Consider the following 18,571-nt stretch of genomic DNA (forward strand, 5'->3'; position numbering starts at 1 on the left):
CCTGTCGGCTACCGCCGGTACACGAATGCGCGTCACTCAGGCTCGCGCCAGGGGCGCAGCCGGGGCCACCAGCCGGGCACCGCGTCCCGGTAGCGCTCGTAGTCCTCGCCGAACTGCCGCGAGAGCGCCGGCTCCTCGTACCCCCTCGCGAAAGCCCACATCCCCAGCCCGGCGAGCGCGCCGTAGACGAACAACACCGGCCGCGCCAGCAGCAGTGCCTGACCCGCGATGACGGCGACGATCGCCACGTACATCGGATTGCGTACGTGCCGGTAGAGCCCGCCCACGACGAGGTGCTCGGTGGGCGCGACGGGGGCGGGCGTGCCCAGCCCCTCCACCACGAACCGCACGAACGCGGACAGCAGTACCACCGCGCCCGCCACCAGCGGCACGATCCCCAGCCCTCGCAGGGGTGGCCACCAGTCCACTGCCCGCCAACCCGTCAGCCACCACGGCACCAGTACGGCCACCGTGCCGGGCGCGAGTGCGAGGAACAGCGAACTGCCGACAGCCGCCGCGGATCTGCGCATACCGCCACCATGGGCGCCGCACGACAAGTTGTGAACCCTGGCGGGCCCGTTCGCTCCATCAGGCCATCTGCCGCCGCACCAGCTCGTGCAGCCGCCCCCTTGGTCGATCAGCCCTCCCGGCTTTCCGGCTTGAGGTGCGTGGCGAAGAAGTCGTCGATGCGTCGCCAGGCATCGACGGCGGACTCCGGGTGCGGCCTGATTCCGACGACACGCATCAGCGGACGCAGGGCGCGTGGACCGACCTCGGCGTCGTTCAGGAAGGAGTGCCCGGCCTCCGGATACTCCTTGACGTCGTGGACGATGCCGAGCCGGTCGAGCGACGCCTCCAGACCGGAGGCCGCGCCCTTCAGTGTCCGGTCGCGGGCTCCGTAACTCGCGACGACGGGGCAGGAATCGGTGAGCGCCCGTTCGAGATGCTTCGGCAGACGGCCGTAGTTGACGGAGGCGGCGTCGAAGTCGCCACCGCTCACGGCGAGGAGGGCGAAGGAACCGCCCATACAGAAGCCGATGACGCCGATCCGCCCGGTGCAGTCGGGATCCCGGGCGAGGTGGGTACGGGCCGCCTCGATGTCATGGAAGGCTCGGCCGCGTCCGGACAGGGCGGCCCGGAAGGTCGGCACCAGGCAGCGTGCGGCCCCTCCGTCGGTGAACAGGTCGGGCATGAGGACGAGGTACCCGGCTCTCGCCAGTCGTTCCGCCTGACGGTGCATCACATCGTTGATGCCCAGCGCCTCATGGATCACGACGACGCCGGGCCAGGGGCCCGGCCCGGTGGGCCGGGTGAGATGGCCTCTGAGCTGACGGGAGCCGCCGAGGGCGGCGCTGAACTCGGTGAGATCGACGGCGGTGGTCGTGGCGGGCACGCTGTCCTCCAGGGGAGGGTGGGGGCGGGACGGCTTACGGCGCGATGAAGGGCTGGACGCGCTTGCGGTAGTCCTTGGGCCGCACCTCGTTGTAGTACTTGTCCTTGTCCTCACCCTCCGAGGTGAGGATGTACACCGGGCACTCGTCGGACTTGGCCTCACCAGTGTGCTCGTACAGTGCCTTGCCCGTCCGCGCCTCGACGACCTTCAGCTGGTACGAGGTGTTGTACGTGCGTATCTTCAGCGGCTTGCCGTCATCGGTCTCCATGTCGCACACCTTGCCCGTCGGGGTCGCCTTGGTGCGCTCGAGGCAGACGACCAGCTCCGCGGCGGCCGGCTTGTCCGAGTAGCCGAGGAACCAGCCCTTGGGGAAGTCGCCGGCGGGCGGCTCGAACTGCGACCAGTTGTCGCCGGGGTTGTTCATGAGCATCGCCGGGTGCACGGTCTTCTTCGTACGGTCGTAGGCGGGCATCCCCGAGAAGCCGAGCCCGTCCGTGCACACCCGCTCCAGGTCCAGGACGGAATCCGGCACCTCCGGCCCGTCCGCTGCCGAACCCTTCGACGACGACGTGCCCGCACCCACTTCCGAACTTCCGGTGAGCGACGAGCATCCGCACAGGACCACACCCAGAAGCCCGGCGGTGACCAGAACCGAAGACCTTGAAGGCATTGGGAACCCCCCATCGAAGAAAGAACAGCAACAGGGCATGTCCCCCGGACATGCCCTGTCCCCCCTACCTGCTGGAGAAGAGCGTGCCGTGCGCCTCGGCCGCGGACATGGGGGAAGCGCCCCCATCTAGTTGTGCGGCCCCTGTGACTCGTGGGTACTACGCTGTATGAACTCGAAGGAGTATTCGAGGGGGCGGCCGGGGCATCCCGGAAGAGGGCACAGGGGGCCTGAGTGTCGTCGTTGTCGTCACCGACGCTGGTCGGCAGAGGACCGGAACTGGACCTTCTGACCGAGGCAGGCCGGTCGGCGGGCGAAGGGCGGGGCTCGTCGGTGTTCGTGCTGGGCGAGCCGGGCATCGGCAAGTCGCGCCTCGTCGAGGAGGCCGCAGCCACAGCCGTACGCACCGGGTTACGGGTGCTGCGCGGGCGGGCCGCATCCGCCGGGCGCGCGGTGCCACTGCGCCCGCTGGCGGAGGCCGTGTTCTCCGGACTGCGCGGTGAAGGCGCGCCCGCGGACGGGGACTTGGGCCCCTACGAGCCGCTGCTGTCGCGGCTGTGCGGGCTGGCGCCGCAGGACGGTGCGCCGCTGGTGGGCTACGCGGAGGCGGTGCTGCGGCTCCTGGGTGTCCTCGGACGCACCCGTGGCTGCGTTCTGGTGCTGGAGGACCTGCACGACGCGGACGCCGACACACTGACCATCGTCGACTACCTCACGGACAACCTTCCCGGCCAGCGGGCCGTCCTGCTGGCCACCCTGCGCGGTGGGCCCGGACCCGCCCTCGACCTCGCCGAAGCCGCGGCATCCCGCCGTGCGGCCCGCACACTGCGCCTGGCCCGCCTCGGGCCCGCCCATACGGCGGAACTGGCCGCCCGCTGTCTGGGTCACGACGACGCCGACAAGGTACCGGCGGCCGTACTGGACCGCCTGCACGCCGTCTCGGATGGCGTCCCCTTCGTCGTGGAGGAACTGCTGCGGGCCATGGTCGACAGCGGCGACCTCGTCGAGCGGCAGGGCGCCGGCTGGACGGTGACCGGCGCGCTGAACGCCGGAGTACCCGCGACGGTCGCCGCCGCTGTCCTCCAGCGCGTGGACCACCTGGAACCGCCCGGAGTCGCGCTCCTGGAAGCGGCGGCCGTCCTGGGCAGGCGCTTCCCCGTGGACGTCGCCGCCCGTGTCGCCGGGCTCGACCGGACGACGGCGCTGCGCCAGCTGCGGCAGGCGGCACGCGCTCACCTGGTCGCCGACGGCACCGCCCACGGCCCCACCGCGGAGGAGCCCGGCTGGCACATTTTCCGCCACGCCCTGACCGCCGATGCCATCGCCCACCGGCTGCTGCCCGCGGAACGGGCGGCGCTCTGTCTCGCCGCCGCCGACGCCATCGAGTCCGCCCACGCGAGCCACGCGACCGAGTCCGCCGACGCGTCGGAGCGGGGGACGGGAGGCGCAGGGCGGCTCGGGCAGACCCACGGTCTGATCGGTGGTGACTCGGGCGACGACCTGTACCGCCTGGCCGCTGAGCTGTGCGTCGCCGGCGGGCAGCGGGCGCGGGCGGCCGTGCTGCTCACCCGGGCCGGCCGGCAGGCGGTCCAGCGGGGTGCCCTGCTGACCGCGATGGAACTCCTCGACCGGGGCCTGGAGCTGACCGCCGACGCCACGGACGCCCCGCCCGAGGCCGTGGCCCGGCTCCTGGAGGAGCTGCTGCGGACACTCGTCCTCACGGGCGACGTCCAGCGCGTCCCGGAGCTCGGCGCCCGGCTGGACCGCATTCTGACCGCATGGGGCGCGCCGCCCGCCCGGCGTGCCGCGGGTTTCCTGACGCAGGCCGGGGCCGCGGCCACCGTCCAGCGCTGGGAGGAGGGCCTGACCGCCGTCCGGCGTGCGCGGGAGCTGCTCGGTGCCGAGCCCGACCCTGCGTCCCGCGCGGCCCTGGACGCGGTCGCCGCGCACCTGGTGCTCAACTCACAGCGCCCGGACCGGCTGGAGAGCGCCAGGGCCCTGGCCGAAGGGGCCGTGGCGACCGCCGAGGCGGTCGGTCTGCCGGAGGTGAGCTGCAAGGCGCTGAACATGCTCGGGTACTGCCTGAGGCCCCTGGACCTGGCCGAGGCGGAGAAGGTGTTCGAGCGTCTGGTGGCCACGGCCGAGACCTACGCGCTGCCGGTCTGGCGAATTCGCGGCCTGCTGGAACTCGGCGCGCTCGACCGGGTCCGGTTCACCGGGACCGAGCGGCTGCTGGCCGCGCGGAAGGCGGCCGACGAGACCGGCGCGGTGCTGATGACGGCCTGGGCCGACATGCATCTGACGCTCGCCCATGTGCTGCGCGACGACCTGGCTGCGGCCGCTGATTCCGCCCGGCGGCTCCGGGCGACGGCTCGCAGACTACGGCTGGAAGAAGTGGAGCTGCTCGGTGCCGGAATGGACGCCATCATCGCCGCCGTCCGTGGGGAGCGGGAGAAACTCCAGGCCGCGCTGCACATCCTGGAGAACGCACTGGCCGGAGGGAGCGCCGGAGCGGTCTGGGGCTACGCCGACACCTCCGTGTGGGGCTGGGCCCGGGGCGTCTGCTCCCTGCTGCGGGAGGAACACGACCGGGCGATGGCCGAGTTCACCGAGGCGGACCAGGTCATGCGGGCACTGCCCAGCACCCGGGGGGTCACCGGCTTTCTGGGTCCGTACCTGCTCCTGCGTACCGTACGGGGCGCGGCCGGCTGGGCGGAGCTGGACGGGGCCGTCGCCGGCCGGCTCACCGAGGCCCACTGGGACCGGCCCTTCGTCGGCTGGTCCCGGGCCGTGCTGCTGGGCCGCGAAGGCCGGGCCGCCGAGGCCGCCAAGGCGGCTGAGGAGGCCCTGGCCGGGACCGACGTCATACCCCTGGCCCGCCACCTGTGTCTGCGCCTGGGCGCTCAGGCGGCACTCACCGACAACTGGGGAAGTCCCGTCGAGTGGCTGCGCGCCGCCGAGCACTTCTTCCACGACCGGGGCACGACACGGGTGTCGGCAGCCTGCCGCGCCCTGCTGCGGGAAGCGGGCTCTCCCGTTCCCCGTCGCCGACAGGGCCACGACACGATTCCGCAGGAGCTGCGGCGGACGGGCGTGACCGCCCGGGAGTACGAGGTGCTGCGCCTGCTCGGTCGGGGGCTGGGCAACCAGGAGATCGCCGAGCAGCTCTTCCTCTCGCCACGCACCGTCGAAAAGCACCTGGCGAGTCTTCGCGACCGCACCGGTCAGAACAGCAGGGCCGCCCTGCGCATCCTGGCTCGCCGGTACTCGCACGGGCAGTGACTCCGGAGCGCTTCGGCGCCCGACCGCCGGGGGAACGCGTCCCAGTGCCCGAGACCGCAGCGCTCGTACAGGACTTTCGGCGTCACTCACGCCATCTGGCGTCGTACCAGCTCGTGCAGCCGCCCGCTCGTGTCGGCGAGCAGCTGCGCGGGCGGGCCCTGCTGCACCACGCGTCCCTCGGACATGACGATGACGCGGTCCGCGTCCAGCACGGTCGACAGCCGGTGTGCGATCACGACACGTGTGGCGTTGAGCGCGTGGGTGCTCTCGATGACCCGGCGCTGCGTCTCGTTGTCGAGGGCGCTGGTCGCCTCGTCGAAGAAGAGGATGCGTGGCCGGCGGATCAGTGCCTGGGCGATCATCAGCCGCTGGCGCTGGCCGCCTGAGATCGCGCCGCTGCCGGAGACGATGGTGTGCAGGCCCATCGGCATGCGCTTGATGTCCTCGGCGAGTCCGGCCATCTCGGCGGCGGCCATGGCCTCTTCGGGTGTGTACGGCTCGGTGCCGCAGATGCAGTCCAGGATCGAGCCGGTGAACGGCTGCGCGTGCTGGAGCACGACACCGCACTGACGGCGTACGGCCGACTGGTCGAGTGCGGCCAGGTCCTGACCGTCGTACAGGACGCTTCCCGAGACCGGTTTGTCGAAGCCGATGAGCAGGCGCAGCAGGGTGGACTTGCCGCAGCCGCTGGGACCGACGATCGCCACGAACTCGCCCGGCCGGATCGCGAAGGACACGCCGTCGAGGACCAGCGGGCCGTCGTCGGTGTACCGGAAGGACAGCTTCTTGGCCTCCATGGCGCCGGACAGCGCGGCGGGGCGGGTGCTCGCCACACGGACCTCGGGCGTCGCGTCGAGGACCGGCTTGATCTCCTCGAACATCGGCAGCGCGGCGACCGCCGAGACGAACGCACCGGTCAGCTGGGTCACCGAGGTCAGCAGCATGGTCATCGAGGTGGTGAAGGTCAGAAAGGCGCCGGCCGACATCGACCCGCGTGCCGGTCCCGCCAGCAGCATGAAGATGATCAGCGAGCTGAGCGGCAGATACACCGCGCCCAGCACCGTGTTGAGGTTCTTGATCCGCCCGACCCGCTGCTGCAGCTCACGGCTGCGCGCGAACTCGCTCGCCCAGGCCGCGTACGCGTAGTTCTCGGCCGCCGCGACCCGCAGCTTGGGCAGGCCCCGCAGCGTCTGGAACGCCTGGTTGTTGAGCTTGTTGCTCAGCACGACGAGGCGGCGCTGCCAGCGCACCTGCCACAGTCCGAGCCCGAGGAACACCGCGGCGATCACGACGAGCATGCCGATCGCGGCCAGCGCCATCGGGACGCTGTACACGAGCAGCAGGACGAGGTTCATCAGGCCGACCGTGCCCGCCTGGACGACGACCGGGCCGATGCCCGCCATCATGCGGCGCATCGAGCTGATGCCCATGGCGGCGCTGGCCAGTTCGCCGGTCGAGCGCGCGGTGAAGAACTTCGTGGGCAGCCTGAGCAGCCGGTCCCACACGGCGGGTTGGAGCGTGGCCTCGATACGTCCCTCCATCCGCAGGATGGTGAGGTTCTGCATCAGCATGAACGCCGCCGACACCACACTGGCGATCATGATGGCCAGGCAGAACTGGACGATCAGGTTCTCCTGGGCCTTCGGCACATAGACCCCGAGCACCTGCCCGGTCGCGATCGGCACCAGCGCGCCCAGCGCCACCGTGACAAGTCCGCTGAGCGCGAGATTGCGCAGATCGCCGCCGGTGCCGCGGAGGCTGAAGCGCAGCAGCCCGAGCGGGCCCAGCCGGCGTTCGGGCAGCGGCCGGTAGAACATGACGGCGCGCGGCTCGAACTCCGCCACGTTGGCCTTCTCGACCGGTGTCTCACGACCGCTCGGGTGCACGGCCACATAGCCGCCGCGCCGCCACAGCAGCGCGACCGGAGCGCCGGACGCGGACCGGTGGCCGACCAGCGGACCGATGTTGTCGCGCCACCAGCGCCCGTCCAGGCGTATGGCCCGGGTACGGAGGCGGGAGGCGAGCGCGATCCGCTCGACGGGGTCGAGTCGGTCGCTCTCCGTGCCGCTCTGCGCGGGGTCCGCGAGCGCGAGCCCGGCAGCGCGGGCGACGAGCTTGCAGGCGGCGTAGGTGGCGTCGGCGTCCGCCGCGGGCCCGGTCGATCCCGAGCGCTTGGAGATGGAGGCGATCAGGGTGCGGTCGGCCCGGGCGCGGACCTCCTCACCGGCCTTGATGCCCTCGGCCGTACGGTCCTCATGGGTGCGTTCCAGTTGCTCGATCCAGCGGTCGAGGGTGGCGAGCAGCCGGTACTGCTGATCGACCATGGCCTGCCACATCGCCGGGTCCACCAGCAGATCGGCCGCGGCCTCGGCGCCGTACACCGACCCGTACTGCACACTGCCCGGCGGCACCTGCATCCACAGGATGTCGTCGTCGGTCAGGGCCGCGCCCCGCTCGGTCGCGAGGGGCGCCTCGAAGAGGATGGCCAGGCCCCGGCCGACACCCAGGGAGAGGGCGTACTCCAGGGGGCTGGTGGCCGGGGGTACGAACACGGGGTTGCCGTACGGGTCGTACGTCCATGTCTCGGTCTGCGGCGGCTGGTACAGCTCCCGCATTTCGATACGGCGCAGGACGCACTCGCGCAGGGGCCTGCCGACGAGGCTGTGCTGCGGTCCCGCGACCGGGCCGAGCAGCAGTGTGCCCGCTTCGAGGCGGCCGAGGTGGTGCCAGTGGCCCTGCTGGACCGCGTCGACCGCGAAGAGGTCCATGGCGCCGGAAGCGACGAGCCACAGCACGTGCGGGCCTTCGAGGTCCAGGCGGGTGAGGCCGGAGCCGTCGACCGGAGTGCCCATGCCGCCGAGCGCGGCGAGCACGTAGTCGCCCTCGGCGACCGGCTGTTGGTGCTGGTCGGGTACGGATGTCATCTCAGCGCTCCCTGACCAGCTCGGCGTACGGGCCGCCGGCCGCCACCAGGGCGTCGTGACGCCCGCGTTCCACGATCGTGCCGTGCTGGAGGACCACGATCTCGTCGCTGTCGCGCACGGTGCTGAGCCGGTGTGCGATCACCACGCAGGCGCAGCCGCGCTTGCGCAGGTTGTCCATCACGATCTGCTCGGTCTCCGCGTCCAGGGCGCTCGTCACCTCGTCGAGGACGAGGATGCTGGGCCTGCGCACCAACGCCCGTGCGATCTCCAGCCGTTGGCGCTGGCCGCCGGAGAAGTTACGGCCGTCCTGCTCGACCTTGCTGTGGATACCACCGGGGCGGCGCATCACGACGTCGTACACCGCCGCGTCCTGGAGCGCCGCGACCACGGCGTCGTCCGGGACCGAGGGGTCCCACAGCGCGATGTTGTCGCGGACCGTGCCCTCGAAGAGGAAGACGTCCTGGTCGACGAAGGACACGGAGGCCGCGAGCGCGCCGCGGGGGATGTCCTCCAGCCGCTGTCCGTCGATCCGGATCACGCCGTCCCAGGGAGCGTAGAGACCCGAAATCAGCCTGGACACGGTCGACTTGCCGCTGCCGGAACCGCCGACGAGCGCCACCTGCTGCCCCGGCCCGACCGTCAGCGAGAAGCCGGACAGCAGCGGCTTGTCGAGCGGGCTGTAGCCGAACGTGATGTTCTCCAGCTCCACATGACCGTGCAGCCGGCGGGTACTTTCGCCCGCGCCCGGGCGTGAGTAGAGGGGGTCCGCCGCGAAGTTCTCGACGTCCTTGAGACGGGCCACGTCGGCGGCGAAGTCCTGGATGCGGCCCGCGACGCCGTTGAGGCGGGTGATCGGCGCGGTGAAGCGGGTCACCAGCGCCTGGAACGCCACGAGCAGACCGACGGAGATGTGGCCCTCCACGGCCCGCATTCCGCCGATCCACAGGATCAGCGCGCTGTTGAGCGTCGCCAGCGTCGGCGCGACCACACCCAGCCAGGCGCTCGGCACACCGAGCCGCTGCTGCTCCTCGAGCGTGGTGGCGTGCTGCCCGGCCCATTTGCGGAAGTAGCCGTCCTCACCGCCGGTCGCTTTCATCGTCTCGATCAACTGCAGCCCGGTGTACGCCGTGTTGGTGAGCCGTGCGCTGTCCGCGCGCAGCTTGGCGGTACGCGTCGCCCGCAGCCGGATCACCACCCGCATCGCCACCAGGTTGAGCAGCGCGACCCCGATGCCCACGGCTGTGAGCTGCGGGTCGTAGGTGTAGAGCAGGACCGCGTACAGCACCACCACGACCGCGTCCACGCCCGCCGCCGCCAGATCCCGGGCCAGCGTCTCGGCCACCGCGTCGTTCGACTGGAGCCGCTGCACCAGGTCGGCCGGACTGCGCTGGGAGAAGAACGTGACGGGCAGCCGCAGCAGATGCCGCAGGAACTTCGCGCTGCTCAGCGTCGAGGAGATGATGCGCCCGCGCAGCAGGTTCGCCTGCTGCAGCCAGGTCAGCACGACCGTGAGCAGCACGGTCGCGCCCATCGAGGCGAACAGCACGGTGAGCAGCGAGGTCTGCCCGCCGATCAGGAACATGTCGATGTATGTACGGCTGAGCGCGGGGACCGCGGCCCCGACTGCCACCAGCAGCAGACTCGCCAGCACTGCGGCGGGCATGGTGCCCGAAGTCCCGCGCAGCCGGGCCGGCATGGCGCCCAGGACGCCCGGTTTGCGTCCGCCCTTCTCGAAGTCAGGACCCGGCTCCATGACCAGGACCACACCGGTGAAGCTGGTGTCGAAGTCCTCCATCGGGATGAAACGGCGGCCCTTGCCGGGGTCGTTGATGTGCACTCCGCGCCGGCCGAAGCGGCGCCCCATGCCGTCGTAGACGACGTAGTGGTTGAACTCCCAGAAGAGGATCGCCGGGGCGCGCACCTCGGCGAGCGCCGCCGTGTCCATCTGCATGCCCTTGGCGGTGAGGCCGTAACTGCGCGCCGCCTTCAGCAGGTTGCTGGCCCGCGAGCCGTCCCGCGAGACACCGCAGGCGATGCGCAGTTCTTCGAGCGGGATGTGCCGCCCGTAGTGGCCGAGCACCATGGCGAGGGAGGCGGCGCCGCACTCCACGGCCTCCATCTGGAGGACCGTGGGCGTGCGGACCGTCTTGCGGCGGCCCTTGGGTACGGTGCGCTTCGGCGGCGCGGCGCGGCGTCGTCCCCGTACGGGCGGCGGAAGTTCGGACCGATCGGTGCCGGTTCCGGTTTCCTGGGGGGCGGTCACGGCAGCAGCCAATCGATCGGATGCTCGTCGGCCATCCGGATCGAGCCGGAGGCCATGGTCATGGAGTCGAGCCGGAACGGCGGGCCCTCCGTGGACGACCACTTGTAGCCGGACTTCGTGCCGGACGAACGGTCGAGGCGGACGAGTACCGCCACCGGCCGGCCGTCCTTGGTGAACTGCTCGGCCAGTTGGCTGTCGCCGAGGAAAGCGGTGATCTGCTGCGGCGTCTGGGCGTTCCGGTCGACCTTCTTCACCTGGCCGCGCAGCACGCCGTACTCCTGGGTGGGCACCGACTGGACGGTGAGGTCCACGGCCGCGTCGTCGGGAATCGTGGCGGCGTTCTCGGCGGGCACGTACACCGTCGCGAACAACGGGTCTTTGGCGCCTGCGACCTTCTCCACGGAGGCGACGTTCGCGCCGGTCTGGATGATGGCGCCCATCGTGGCGGCGAGGGCGTTGACCCGGCCGGCGGCGACGGTGCGCACGACCGTCTCGCCCTTCGCCGTACGGACCTTGAGTACGGGGGCGTCGGCGCCGATCCGCTCGCCCTGCTTGGCGAGGACCGCGGTGACCTGGCCGGAGACCGGGCTCTGCAGAACGTAACTGCCCTGCCCGTGCGTGAGGATGGCGGGAGCGGTCACCGTGGAGGCGACGGATCCCGTGACGGCCCAGACGGAGGCGGCGGCCATCACGACGACCGTCACGGACAGCACGAGCCAGCCCTGCGGGCGGGCGAAGCGCACCGGAAGGTCGAGCTCCTCCGGTGACTGGAGCTTGGCGAGGGCCTGTTGGCGGAACTGCACGGAGAACTTTCCCTCACCTGCGGACGACAGGACGTATGGGATCGGTCCGTACGGGCTTGATGAACGGATGCCGTACGGCCGACTGGTTCACGGCATCCGGAAGCCCCGGAACCGGCGAACGGTTCCGGGACTCACGGCACACTGATGCGATCAGAGACCGGCGACCAGGCTGGTGACCGGGGCCGTGTTGAGGCCGGTCGCACCCTCGACGGTGCCGACGGCGGTGTCAACGATGCCCGAGACCGGGGCAACGGAGTCCAGCGCGCTGGTGGCGGTGCCCAGGGCGTTGACGGACAGGCCGCCGGAGACGGTGTCGAGGTCGGCGTCCGAGATCTCGACGGTCTCGACCTGGGGGGTGGAGTTCATGTGGGAACTTCCCTTCCTATTGATATTCACAAGGGGGGAGCGGCCCCCTCTGGGGGACAGATGGTCGGCCGCGTCCGCAAGGCTCAGGCACCCGTCGCCGGGGACCGTGGGGTGACCCTGCGGTGCGATGGATCAAAGCACGCTGCCGCGCCGCGCTTCCAATCAACGGCCCATGTGATCAGGGCATTTGCGGCCGACGGAAGCCCAACCGTGCACACCTGCGCACGGCTCAGTGGCGACTTCTTCACACGATCCCCGGTGTGATCCCTCCGAGGGCCTTGCGGGCGTACTGGCGAAACAGACACTCCCGAACCAATGAGGCGGCAGCCGCCGGACCGCTGTGCAGATTCGCCATCGGCCGTGACCCGGCTGCGTAATCGGTGTGCAGATTTCCTGAAGCCGGGATTCCGGTCTCTGGGGCGAACGCGCTGTTACTTCGCGGTAGCGGAGGGCGAGTGAACGAGGAAGTTCGCCAAGGGAGTTGAACACCCCACGCGCAGCATCCGTACCAGTCGGCATCCAGGCGCCGCCATCAGCTGCCTAGCGGCAGCGCGGACCCCGTCCCCACAGGAGGTCAAGAAGTTGAGTCACAAGCGAACACCAAAGCGCAAGGCCGTAATAGCAGCGGGCAGCGTGGCGGCGCTCGGAGCGGCGGCACTGATACTGCCCAACGCGATGGCGTCCCAGGACGAAGGAACCGACGCCGCCGCGGCCCCGAAGACGGTCAATGCCGCGCAGGCGTCCGACCTGTCCTCGGAGCTGGAGGCGCTGCTCGGTGAGGCGTTCGCCGGCTCGTACTACGACGAGGACAAGCAGCAGCTCATCATCAACGTCGTGGGCGACAACAACAACGTCGTCGTCGGGGCCGAGCAGGCGGGCGCGGTCGTCCGCGAAGTCGACAACAGCATGTCCGAACTCAAGGCCGCCGAGCAGACCTTGAAGTCCGAGGCGACCATCCCCGGTACGGCCTGGTCCGTCGACCCGAGGACCAACAAGATCCAGGTCACCGCCGACAGCACGGTCACGGGCTCGAACTGGGACCAGGTGGAGTCGACGGTCAAGTCGCTCGGCTCGGACATGGCGTCCGTCAAGAAGACCGCCGGTGAGTTCAAGACGTTCGCCGCGGGCGGCGACGCCATCTTCGGTGGTGGTTCGCGTTGCTCGCTCGGCTTCAACGTCACCAACGCCGAGGGCAACCCCGCGTTCCTGACCGCCGGTCACTGTGCTGTCGCGGCCGCCGAGTGGTCGGAGGAGGAGGGTGGCGCGCCGATCGGCACGGTCGATGCTCAGACGGCCACATTCCCCGGTGAGGGCGACTTCGGGCTCGTCAACTACGACGACCCGGCGACCGAGGCGCCCAGCACGGTGAACCTCGGCGGCGAGCAGGTCGACATCGCGCAGGCCGCCGAGGCCGAGGTCGGTATGCCGGTCACCCGGATGGGCAGCACCACCGGCCAGGACTCGGGCACGGTCACCGCCCTCAACGCCACTGTGAACTACGCGGAGGGCACGGTCACCGGTCTGATCCAGACCGACGTCTGCGCCGAGCCCGGTGACAGCGGCGGCTCGCTGTTCAACGAGAACAGTGCGGTCGGCCTGACCTCCGGCGGCAGCGGCGACTGCACCGTCGGCGGCGAGACCTTCTTCCAGCCGGTCACCACCGCCCTGGAGGCGGTCGGCGCGACGATCGGCGACGGCGGAGCCGGTGGCGATGCCGGTGCTGGTGAGGAAGCCGGTGCCGGTGGAGCGGGCGCTGGTGAAGAGGCCGGCGCAGGTGAAGAAGCGGGCGCTGGTGAAGAGGCCGGCGCAGGTGAAGAAGCGGGCGCTGGTGAAGAGGCCGGTGCAGGTGAGGAAGTCGGTGCCGGTGAAGAAGCGGATGCCGACGAAGAAGCCGGTCTGATCGCGGGCCTGACCGGCTGACGCACAGCAGATTTCGGCCGCACGTGACAGCGGCCGTAGTGGGGCGGTCCGGCTCTCCGGCGGGAGGGCCGGACCGCCCCGCGCATGCGTGAGGAGGGCTGGGCGGCCTTGTGAAGTCCGGTTGCGGTACCGCGCCCCGCAAGGGGCGCGGGGAACTGCGCGACCAGCCCCCACCGACCCGCAGGTCAATCACCGGTCTCAAGCGAGCGCAGAAGCAGCAGCGCCACGTCGTCGACCCGCTCCAGCTCCGTCCCGCTGTGCCGTACGAGCGCGTCGGCCAGCTCCTCCAGCGGCTGGTCGCCGATCTCGGTGAGCCGCCCCGCGAGACGGGCCAGCGCCTCCTCGATGTCGGCACCGGGGGACTCGATCAGCCCGTCGGTGTAGAGGGCGAGTACGGACCCGGGCGCGAGCGACACCTGAGTCGTCGGATACGTGGCCGCCGCGTCGATCCCGAGCAGCGGCCCGCCGGCCAGATCGAGCACCCGCACCTGCCCGTCGGGCCTTCTCAGCAGGGGCGGCGGATGCCCGGCCCGGGCCATCACGGCCTGGCCGTGCGCCGGGTCCAGACGCAGATACACACAGCTCGCGAAGAGCTCGCTGCCCAGGTCCATCAGCAGCCGGTTGGTGCTGCTCATGACCTCCTCGGGCGGCTGGCCGACGGTCGTGTACGCGCGTACGGCGGTCCGGATCTGTCCCATCAGCCCGGCTGCCGTGACGTTGTGACCCTGCACGTCCCCGATCACCGCCACGGCCCCGCCGGGCGTCGGCGCCAGGTCGTAGAAGTCACCGCCGATCTCCATGCCACGGGTGGCGGGCAGATACCGGGCGGCCGCCTCGATACCGGGCAGCGACGGCAGCGAGGGCGGCAGCAGGGCCGCCTGCAGACCGTGCGCCAGCTGGTGCTTCACGTCGTACAGCCGCGCCCGCTCCAGCGCCTGCGCGATCAGCCCGCTCATGCTGGTCAGCACGGCACGCTCGTCGGCGGGGAAATGATGCGGCTCGGCGTACGCGAGGACACAGGTGCCCACCGGACGGCCCGACGCGATCAGCGGCAGATACGCCCAGGCCGCCATGCCGTCTTGTGTCGGGGACTGCTCCGGATAGAGCCGCTCCATCTGCCGGCGGGACTCGAAGAACGCGGGCACCCCACTGGACAGCGCGTGCACCCCCGGCGACTGCGCGGTGAGCGACATCCCGTCGAACCGCTCCACGGCGTGCGGGTCCGGATAGCCACGGTGACCGAGCACGTGCAGTCGGCCGCCCTGGGAGCCGAGGAGAACCAGCGCCTGGCTGCCGACGGCGGGCGCGATCTCGTCCGCGACCAGCTGCACCACGTCCTGCACACCCACCGCCTTGGTGAGCGCGCCGGACAGGTTCAGGACGTGCGACATGGTGACGAGACGCGAGCCGCCGTCCCCTGGCCGCTGCCCGGTGCGGCCGGTCGCCTCCGCCGACCGTGCCCGGGAGATCCTGAGGCTCAGCCCGTTCGTACTGGGATACAGCCGGAACGACAGCCAGTCGGCAGGCGGTCGCAGCGCCACGAACGACGTCACCTGCTGGCCCAGCAGCGCGGCACGGTAGCGGTCCTCGAAGAGCGGATCGTTCAGCCACGGCACGCACGCCCACAGATGTGAACCCAGCAGCGCGCTGACCGGCAGGCCGAGCAGCTCACCCGCCGACGCGTTGGCGAAGCTGATCCGGCCGTGCAGATCGAGCGCGCACAGCCCGTACGGCAGCCGCGCCACCATTCGCACGGCCTCCACCGCGCCGAGCGTCCCCGCCACGGTCGCCGCCGACGCCGGGGCGAGCAGGTCGGGCTCGGGGCGCACCGGGTGGCCCTCCTCGGCGGCCCGCTCAAGGCGCAGCGCGAGCCGGCCGCAGGCCGCGGTGAGATGGTCACGCTCACGGTCGGACAGTTCCGCCGGACGCGTGCCCGGCCAGGTCACGAAGATCGCCCCGTACACGGCTCGCTCGGTCGCCACCGGCACCGCGGCCAGCGCGAACGGATAGGGCAGGACCACGGCGATCCGCGGATAGTCGCGGGCCATGTCCTCCTCGCCGCCGACCCAGACGAGCCGCCGGTCGCGCACCGCCTTCGCCACCGGGACCGGCGCGCTCAGCCCCACCCGCTCCCAGGGCGCCGCGAAGGCCCGCGGCAGACCGGCCATCACGGCCATCTCCAGGACCTGCTCACCCGGCGCCAGCAGATAGACCGCGCCGGAGTGCGCGCCGACATCGTCCATGATCGCGGCCAGCGTCAGCGACAGCAGCGGCCGGCCGACCGGCGCCGCACGGCGCTCCGACTGCCGCCCGGACGTCTGGTCGGACGTTTGATCGGACACGCCGACCACCTCCTCCCACGGCAGACATGAAGCAGCCCAGGGTCAAGGCTCCCTCTTGTACGGGGTTCCCGCACAGGGAGCACCCACAGTGACCGCCGGTCACGTACCGCCGTAGGGGCTGCGCATGCGACCCGGACGCGCTGTAATTGCGGACGTGGTCAGTGACGGTGGTGCGGGACGCAGAACACGAACGCTGCGTGCCGAACTTGCCCTCAAGACCCTTCACGCGGAGCCCGGTTCGCGTGAGCGGCTACGCAGCGTCATCGAGCTGGTCCTGGTCTTCAGCGGCGGGGTCGTCGCCGCCGTGTACGCACCCAGGGACGACCGGCTCACCCTGCTCGAGTCGGCGGGCGTACCGAGATCCTTGTACGAGTTGCGCGACAGCTATCCGCTGACCGGCGGCTCGCCCGCGGCGGAGTCGTACCGCCTGGGACAGCCGCTGTGGTTCGGCCCCGAGGAATTCGCCGTCAGCCCCGACACCCGGCGGACGTCCGTGGGGGACTTCTCGCTGGCCGCCCTGCCGCTGCCGCCCGGCCCGCATGGCGGCGGCTGTCTGATCGCCGTGACCGACAGCCCCGGCGGCTTCGACACCGAGGACCGGCACTGTCTCGGGCTTCTCGCCGAGGCCATGGTCTGCCCGGAGCCGGTCCGGCCCGCGCCCGAGGACGCCCTGACGGCCGAGGACCTGCTCCCCCCCAGCTCGTTCAGCCTGGCCATGGACACCGGGCGCGTCGAGGTCGACGACGAGACGCTGGAGCTGTTCGGCATCGGGCGCGAGGATTTCGACGGCAAGGTCGAGACGCTGCTGGGCATGACGGTGCCGGAAGATCTGCCTTCGCTGATGTCCGTGGTCGAGGCGGACCACATGTCCATCGGCGAGCGTGAGCTGGAGTTCCGGATCCGCCGGCCCACCGGGGAACAGAAGTGGCTCAGGCTGCGCGGACATCTGCTGCCCGCCGCCGACGGGCAACCGGACCGGCTCGTGGGCACGGTCACGGACGCCTCGAAACTGCGGTCCGGCGTCAACGAGGTGGCCCGCGTCCAGCGCCTCGCCGCCGCCCTCGCCACTGCGGGCACCGTCCGCGACGTCAGCCAGGCCGTCGTCACCGCCCTGCGCCAGCCCCTGCTGGCCGACCGGATCGCGCTGGCCGAACTGGAGGGCGACCGGCTCGTCGTCACCGTCCTGGACCCGCCCGAACCGGAGGCCTGGCCCGAGCTGTGGCGCAGCGAATGGCGCTCGGAGTGGCCCGACGCGCCCGTACGCACCATGCCGACCCTGGCCGCCGCCCTGCGCGAGGGCCGCGCCGCGATCTGGCCCGCCGGGACACCGCTGGAACCCGCGCTCGCCGACGTCGGACCCGGCGGCCTCGCCGTCCTGCCGCTGCCGGCCGGCGGACGCATGGCAGGAGCCTGCCTGATCGGCTGGGACACCCCGCACGACTTCGGCCCCGACGAGCGCGCCCTGCTCACCGCCTCCGCCGGGCTCGCGGGTCAGGCCCTGATGCGCGCCCACGCCTTCGACGCCGAACACGAACTCGTCGGCACGCTTCAGCGCACCCTGCTCCCGCGCCGGCTGCCCACCCTGCCCGGCGCGGTCGCCGTCGCCCGCTACCTGCCCACCACCGCGGGCCTGGAGGTCGGCGGCGACTGGTACGACGTGATCCCGCTGCCCGACAACCATGTCGCCCTCGTCATCGGCGACGTCCAGGGGCACAACGCCGGAGCCGCGACCCTCATGGGCCAGATGCGCACCGCCCTGCGCGCCTACGCCGTCGAAGGACACCCCCCGGACGTGGTGGTCTCGCACGCCAACCGGCTGCTCATGGACATGGAGACCGACCTCTTCGCCACCTGCGCCTACGTCGACGTCGACCTGGAGGAGGGCACGGCCTGGTGCGTACGGGCCGGACATCTGCCCCCGGTCCTGCGCCACCCGGACGGCACCACCGAGATCGTGACCACAGAGGGCGGACCCCCGCTCGGCGTCGTCACCCAGGCCGAATTCCCGATGACCGAGATACCGCTACGGCCCGGCGCGCTGGTGGCACTGACCACGGACGGTCTCGTCGAGTCCGCCGAACTCGACCTCGAGGACGGCCTGCGCCGCATGGCCGACCAGATGGCGGCCTCCGACCCCGCCCACCTCGGTCTCGTCGCCGACGCCCTGCTCACGTACGCCAACCGCTCCGACGACGTCGCCCTGCTGCTCATGCGCTACGACGGCATGGCGCTGCGCCCCGAGCGCGAGTCCTGGACGGTGTGGCGCGTACCCCAGGCCGTCGGCCACGCCCGCCGCTTCACCAAGCGCACCCTGCGCGCCTGGGGCGTCACCGAGCAGACCGACGCCATCCTCCTGGTCGTCTCCGAACTGGTCACCAACGCCCTCGTCCACACCGACGGCCAGGTCCGCCTCGACCTCACCCTCATCAACAACCGCTTCCGCGTAGCGGTCGCCGACATCTCACCCCGCACACCCATCAAGCCCACCAGCATCGGCTGGGAGGCCACCGGCGGACGGGGCATCCTCCTGGTCGAGGCCCTGTCGGCAGCCTGGGGAACGGTCCCGGTCAGCGGCGGCAAGCAGGTCTGGTGCGAGATCGCCCTGAGCTGA

At 71.3% G+C, this 18,571-nt stretch carries 11 protein-coding genes; 3 read left to right on the forward strand and 8 right to left on the reverse strand.

Features of this window, described 5'->3' with window-relative positions; all coding sequences use genetic code 11:
- Window positions 1-32: 32 nt before the first annotated feature.
- The 3 genes from ACGFNK_RS22825 to ACGFNK_RS22835 form a co-directional block, all read right to left on the reverse strand.
- Window positions 33-530, reverse strand: coding sequence for a methyltransferase family protein (locus ACGFNK_RS22825; RefSeq protein WP_393418552.1), 498 nt, complete (start codon window positions 528-530; stop codon window positions 33-35).
- 107 nt (window positions 531-637) lie between these two features.
- On the reverse strand, window positions 638-1,393 hold the full coding sequence (locus ACGFNK_RS22830) for a dienelactone hydrolase family protein (protein WP_393418554.1): 756 nt from the start codon (window positions 1,391-1,393) through the stop codon (window positions 638-640).
- 34 nt (window positions 1,394-1,427) lie between these two features.
- The gene (locus ACGFNK_RS22835; RefSeq protein ID WP_393418556.1) at window positions 1,428-2,063 is read right to left on the reverse strand and encodes a hypothetical protein; all 636 of its coding nucleotides are present in this window, start codon (window positions 2,061-2,063) and stop codon (window positions 1,428-1,430) included.
- A gap of 231 nt (window positions 2,064-2,294) precedes the next feature.
- Between ACGFNK_RS22835 and ACGFNK_RS22840 the strand changes: the two genes are divergently transcribed.
- Entirely contained in the window at window positions 2,295-5,342 is a 3,048-nt protein-coding gene (locus tag ACGFNK_RS22840) for a helix-turn-helix transcriptional regulator (RefSeq protein ID WP_393418558.1), read from the forward strand.
- An 86-nt stretch (window positions 5,343-5,428) separates the two neighbouring features.
- Here the strand turns inward: ACGFNK_RS22840 and ACGFNK_RS22845 are convergent, their stop codons facing one another.
- From ACGFNK_RS22845 to ACGFNK_RS22860, 4 genes are all read right to left on the reverse strand, one after another.
- Window positions 5,429-8,266 (reverse strand): NHLP bacteriocin export ABC transporter permease/ATPase subunit, encoded by a 2,838-nt coding sequence (locus ACGFNK_RS22845; RefSeq protein WP_393418560.1) that lies wholly within the window; start codon window positions 8,264-8,266, stop codon window positions 5,429-5,431.
- 1 nt (window position 8,267) lies between these two features.
- Entirely contained in the window at window positions 8,268-10,529 is a 2,262-nt protein-coding gene (locus tag ACGFNK_RS22850) for an NHLP family bacteriocin export ABC transporter peptidase/permease/ATPase subunit (protein WP_393418562.1), read from the reverse strand.
- A complete protein-coding gene (locus ACGFNK_RS22855) occupies window positions 10,526-11,332 on the reverse strand; it encodes an HlyD family efflux transporter periplasmic adaptor subunit (protein WP_386342861.1) in 807 nt (268 codons plus the stop codon). Before ACGFNK_RS22855 ends, ACGFNK_RS22850 begins: the two co-directional genes overlap by 4 nt.
- 150 nt (window positions 11,333-11,482) lie before the next feature.
- Window positions 11,483-11,698: a type A2 lantipeptide gene (locus tag ACGFNK_RS22860; RefSeq protein ID WP_386342860.1), complete on the reverse strand. Its 216-nt coding sequence runs from the start codon at window positions 11,696-11,698 to the stop codon at window positions 11,483-11,485.
- Between the two features lie 582 nt (window positions 11,699-12,280).
- On the opposite strand from ACGFNK_RS22860, the gene ACGFNK_RS22865 reads away from it, so the two are divergent.
- Window positions 12,281-13,618 carry a S1 family peptidase gene (locus tag ACGFNK_RS22865; protein WP_393418564.1) on the forward strand — a complete coding sequence of 446 codons (1,338 nt, stop codon included), beginning with the start codon at window positions 12,281-12,283 and terminating at the stop codon, window positions 13,616-13,618.
- 185 nt (window positions 13,619-13,803) lie between these two features.
- Here ACGFNK_RS22865 and ACGFNK_RS22870 read toward each other — a convergent pair whose 3' ends face one another.
- On the reverse strand, window positions 13,804-15,969 hold the full coding sequence (locus tag ACGFNK_RS22870) for a SpoIIE family protein phosphatase (RefSeq protein ID WP_393418566.1): 2,166 nt from the start codon (window positions 15,967-15,969) through the stop codon (window positions 13,804-13,806).
- A 115-nt stretch (window positions 15,970-16,084) separates the two neighbouring features.
- Between ACGFNK_RS22870 and ACGFNK_RS22875 the strand changes: the two genes are divergently transcribed.
- A complete protein-coding gene (locus ACGFNK_RS22875; RefSeq protein WP_393418568.1) occupies window positions 16,085-18,571 on the forward strand; it encodes a SpoIIE family protein phosphatase in 2,487 nt (828 codons plus the stop codon).

Origin of the sequence: Streptomyces sp. NPDC048825, assembly GCF_043198355.1 — a bacterium.
Classification (GTDB): Bacteria; Actinomycetota; Actinomycetes; order Streptomycetales; family Streptomycetaceae; genus Streptomyces; species Streptomyces xiangluensis.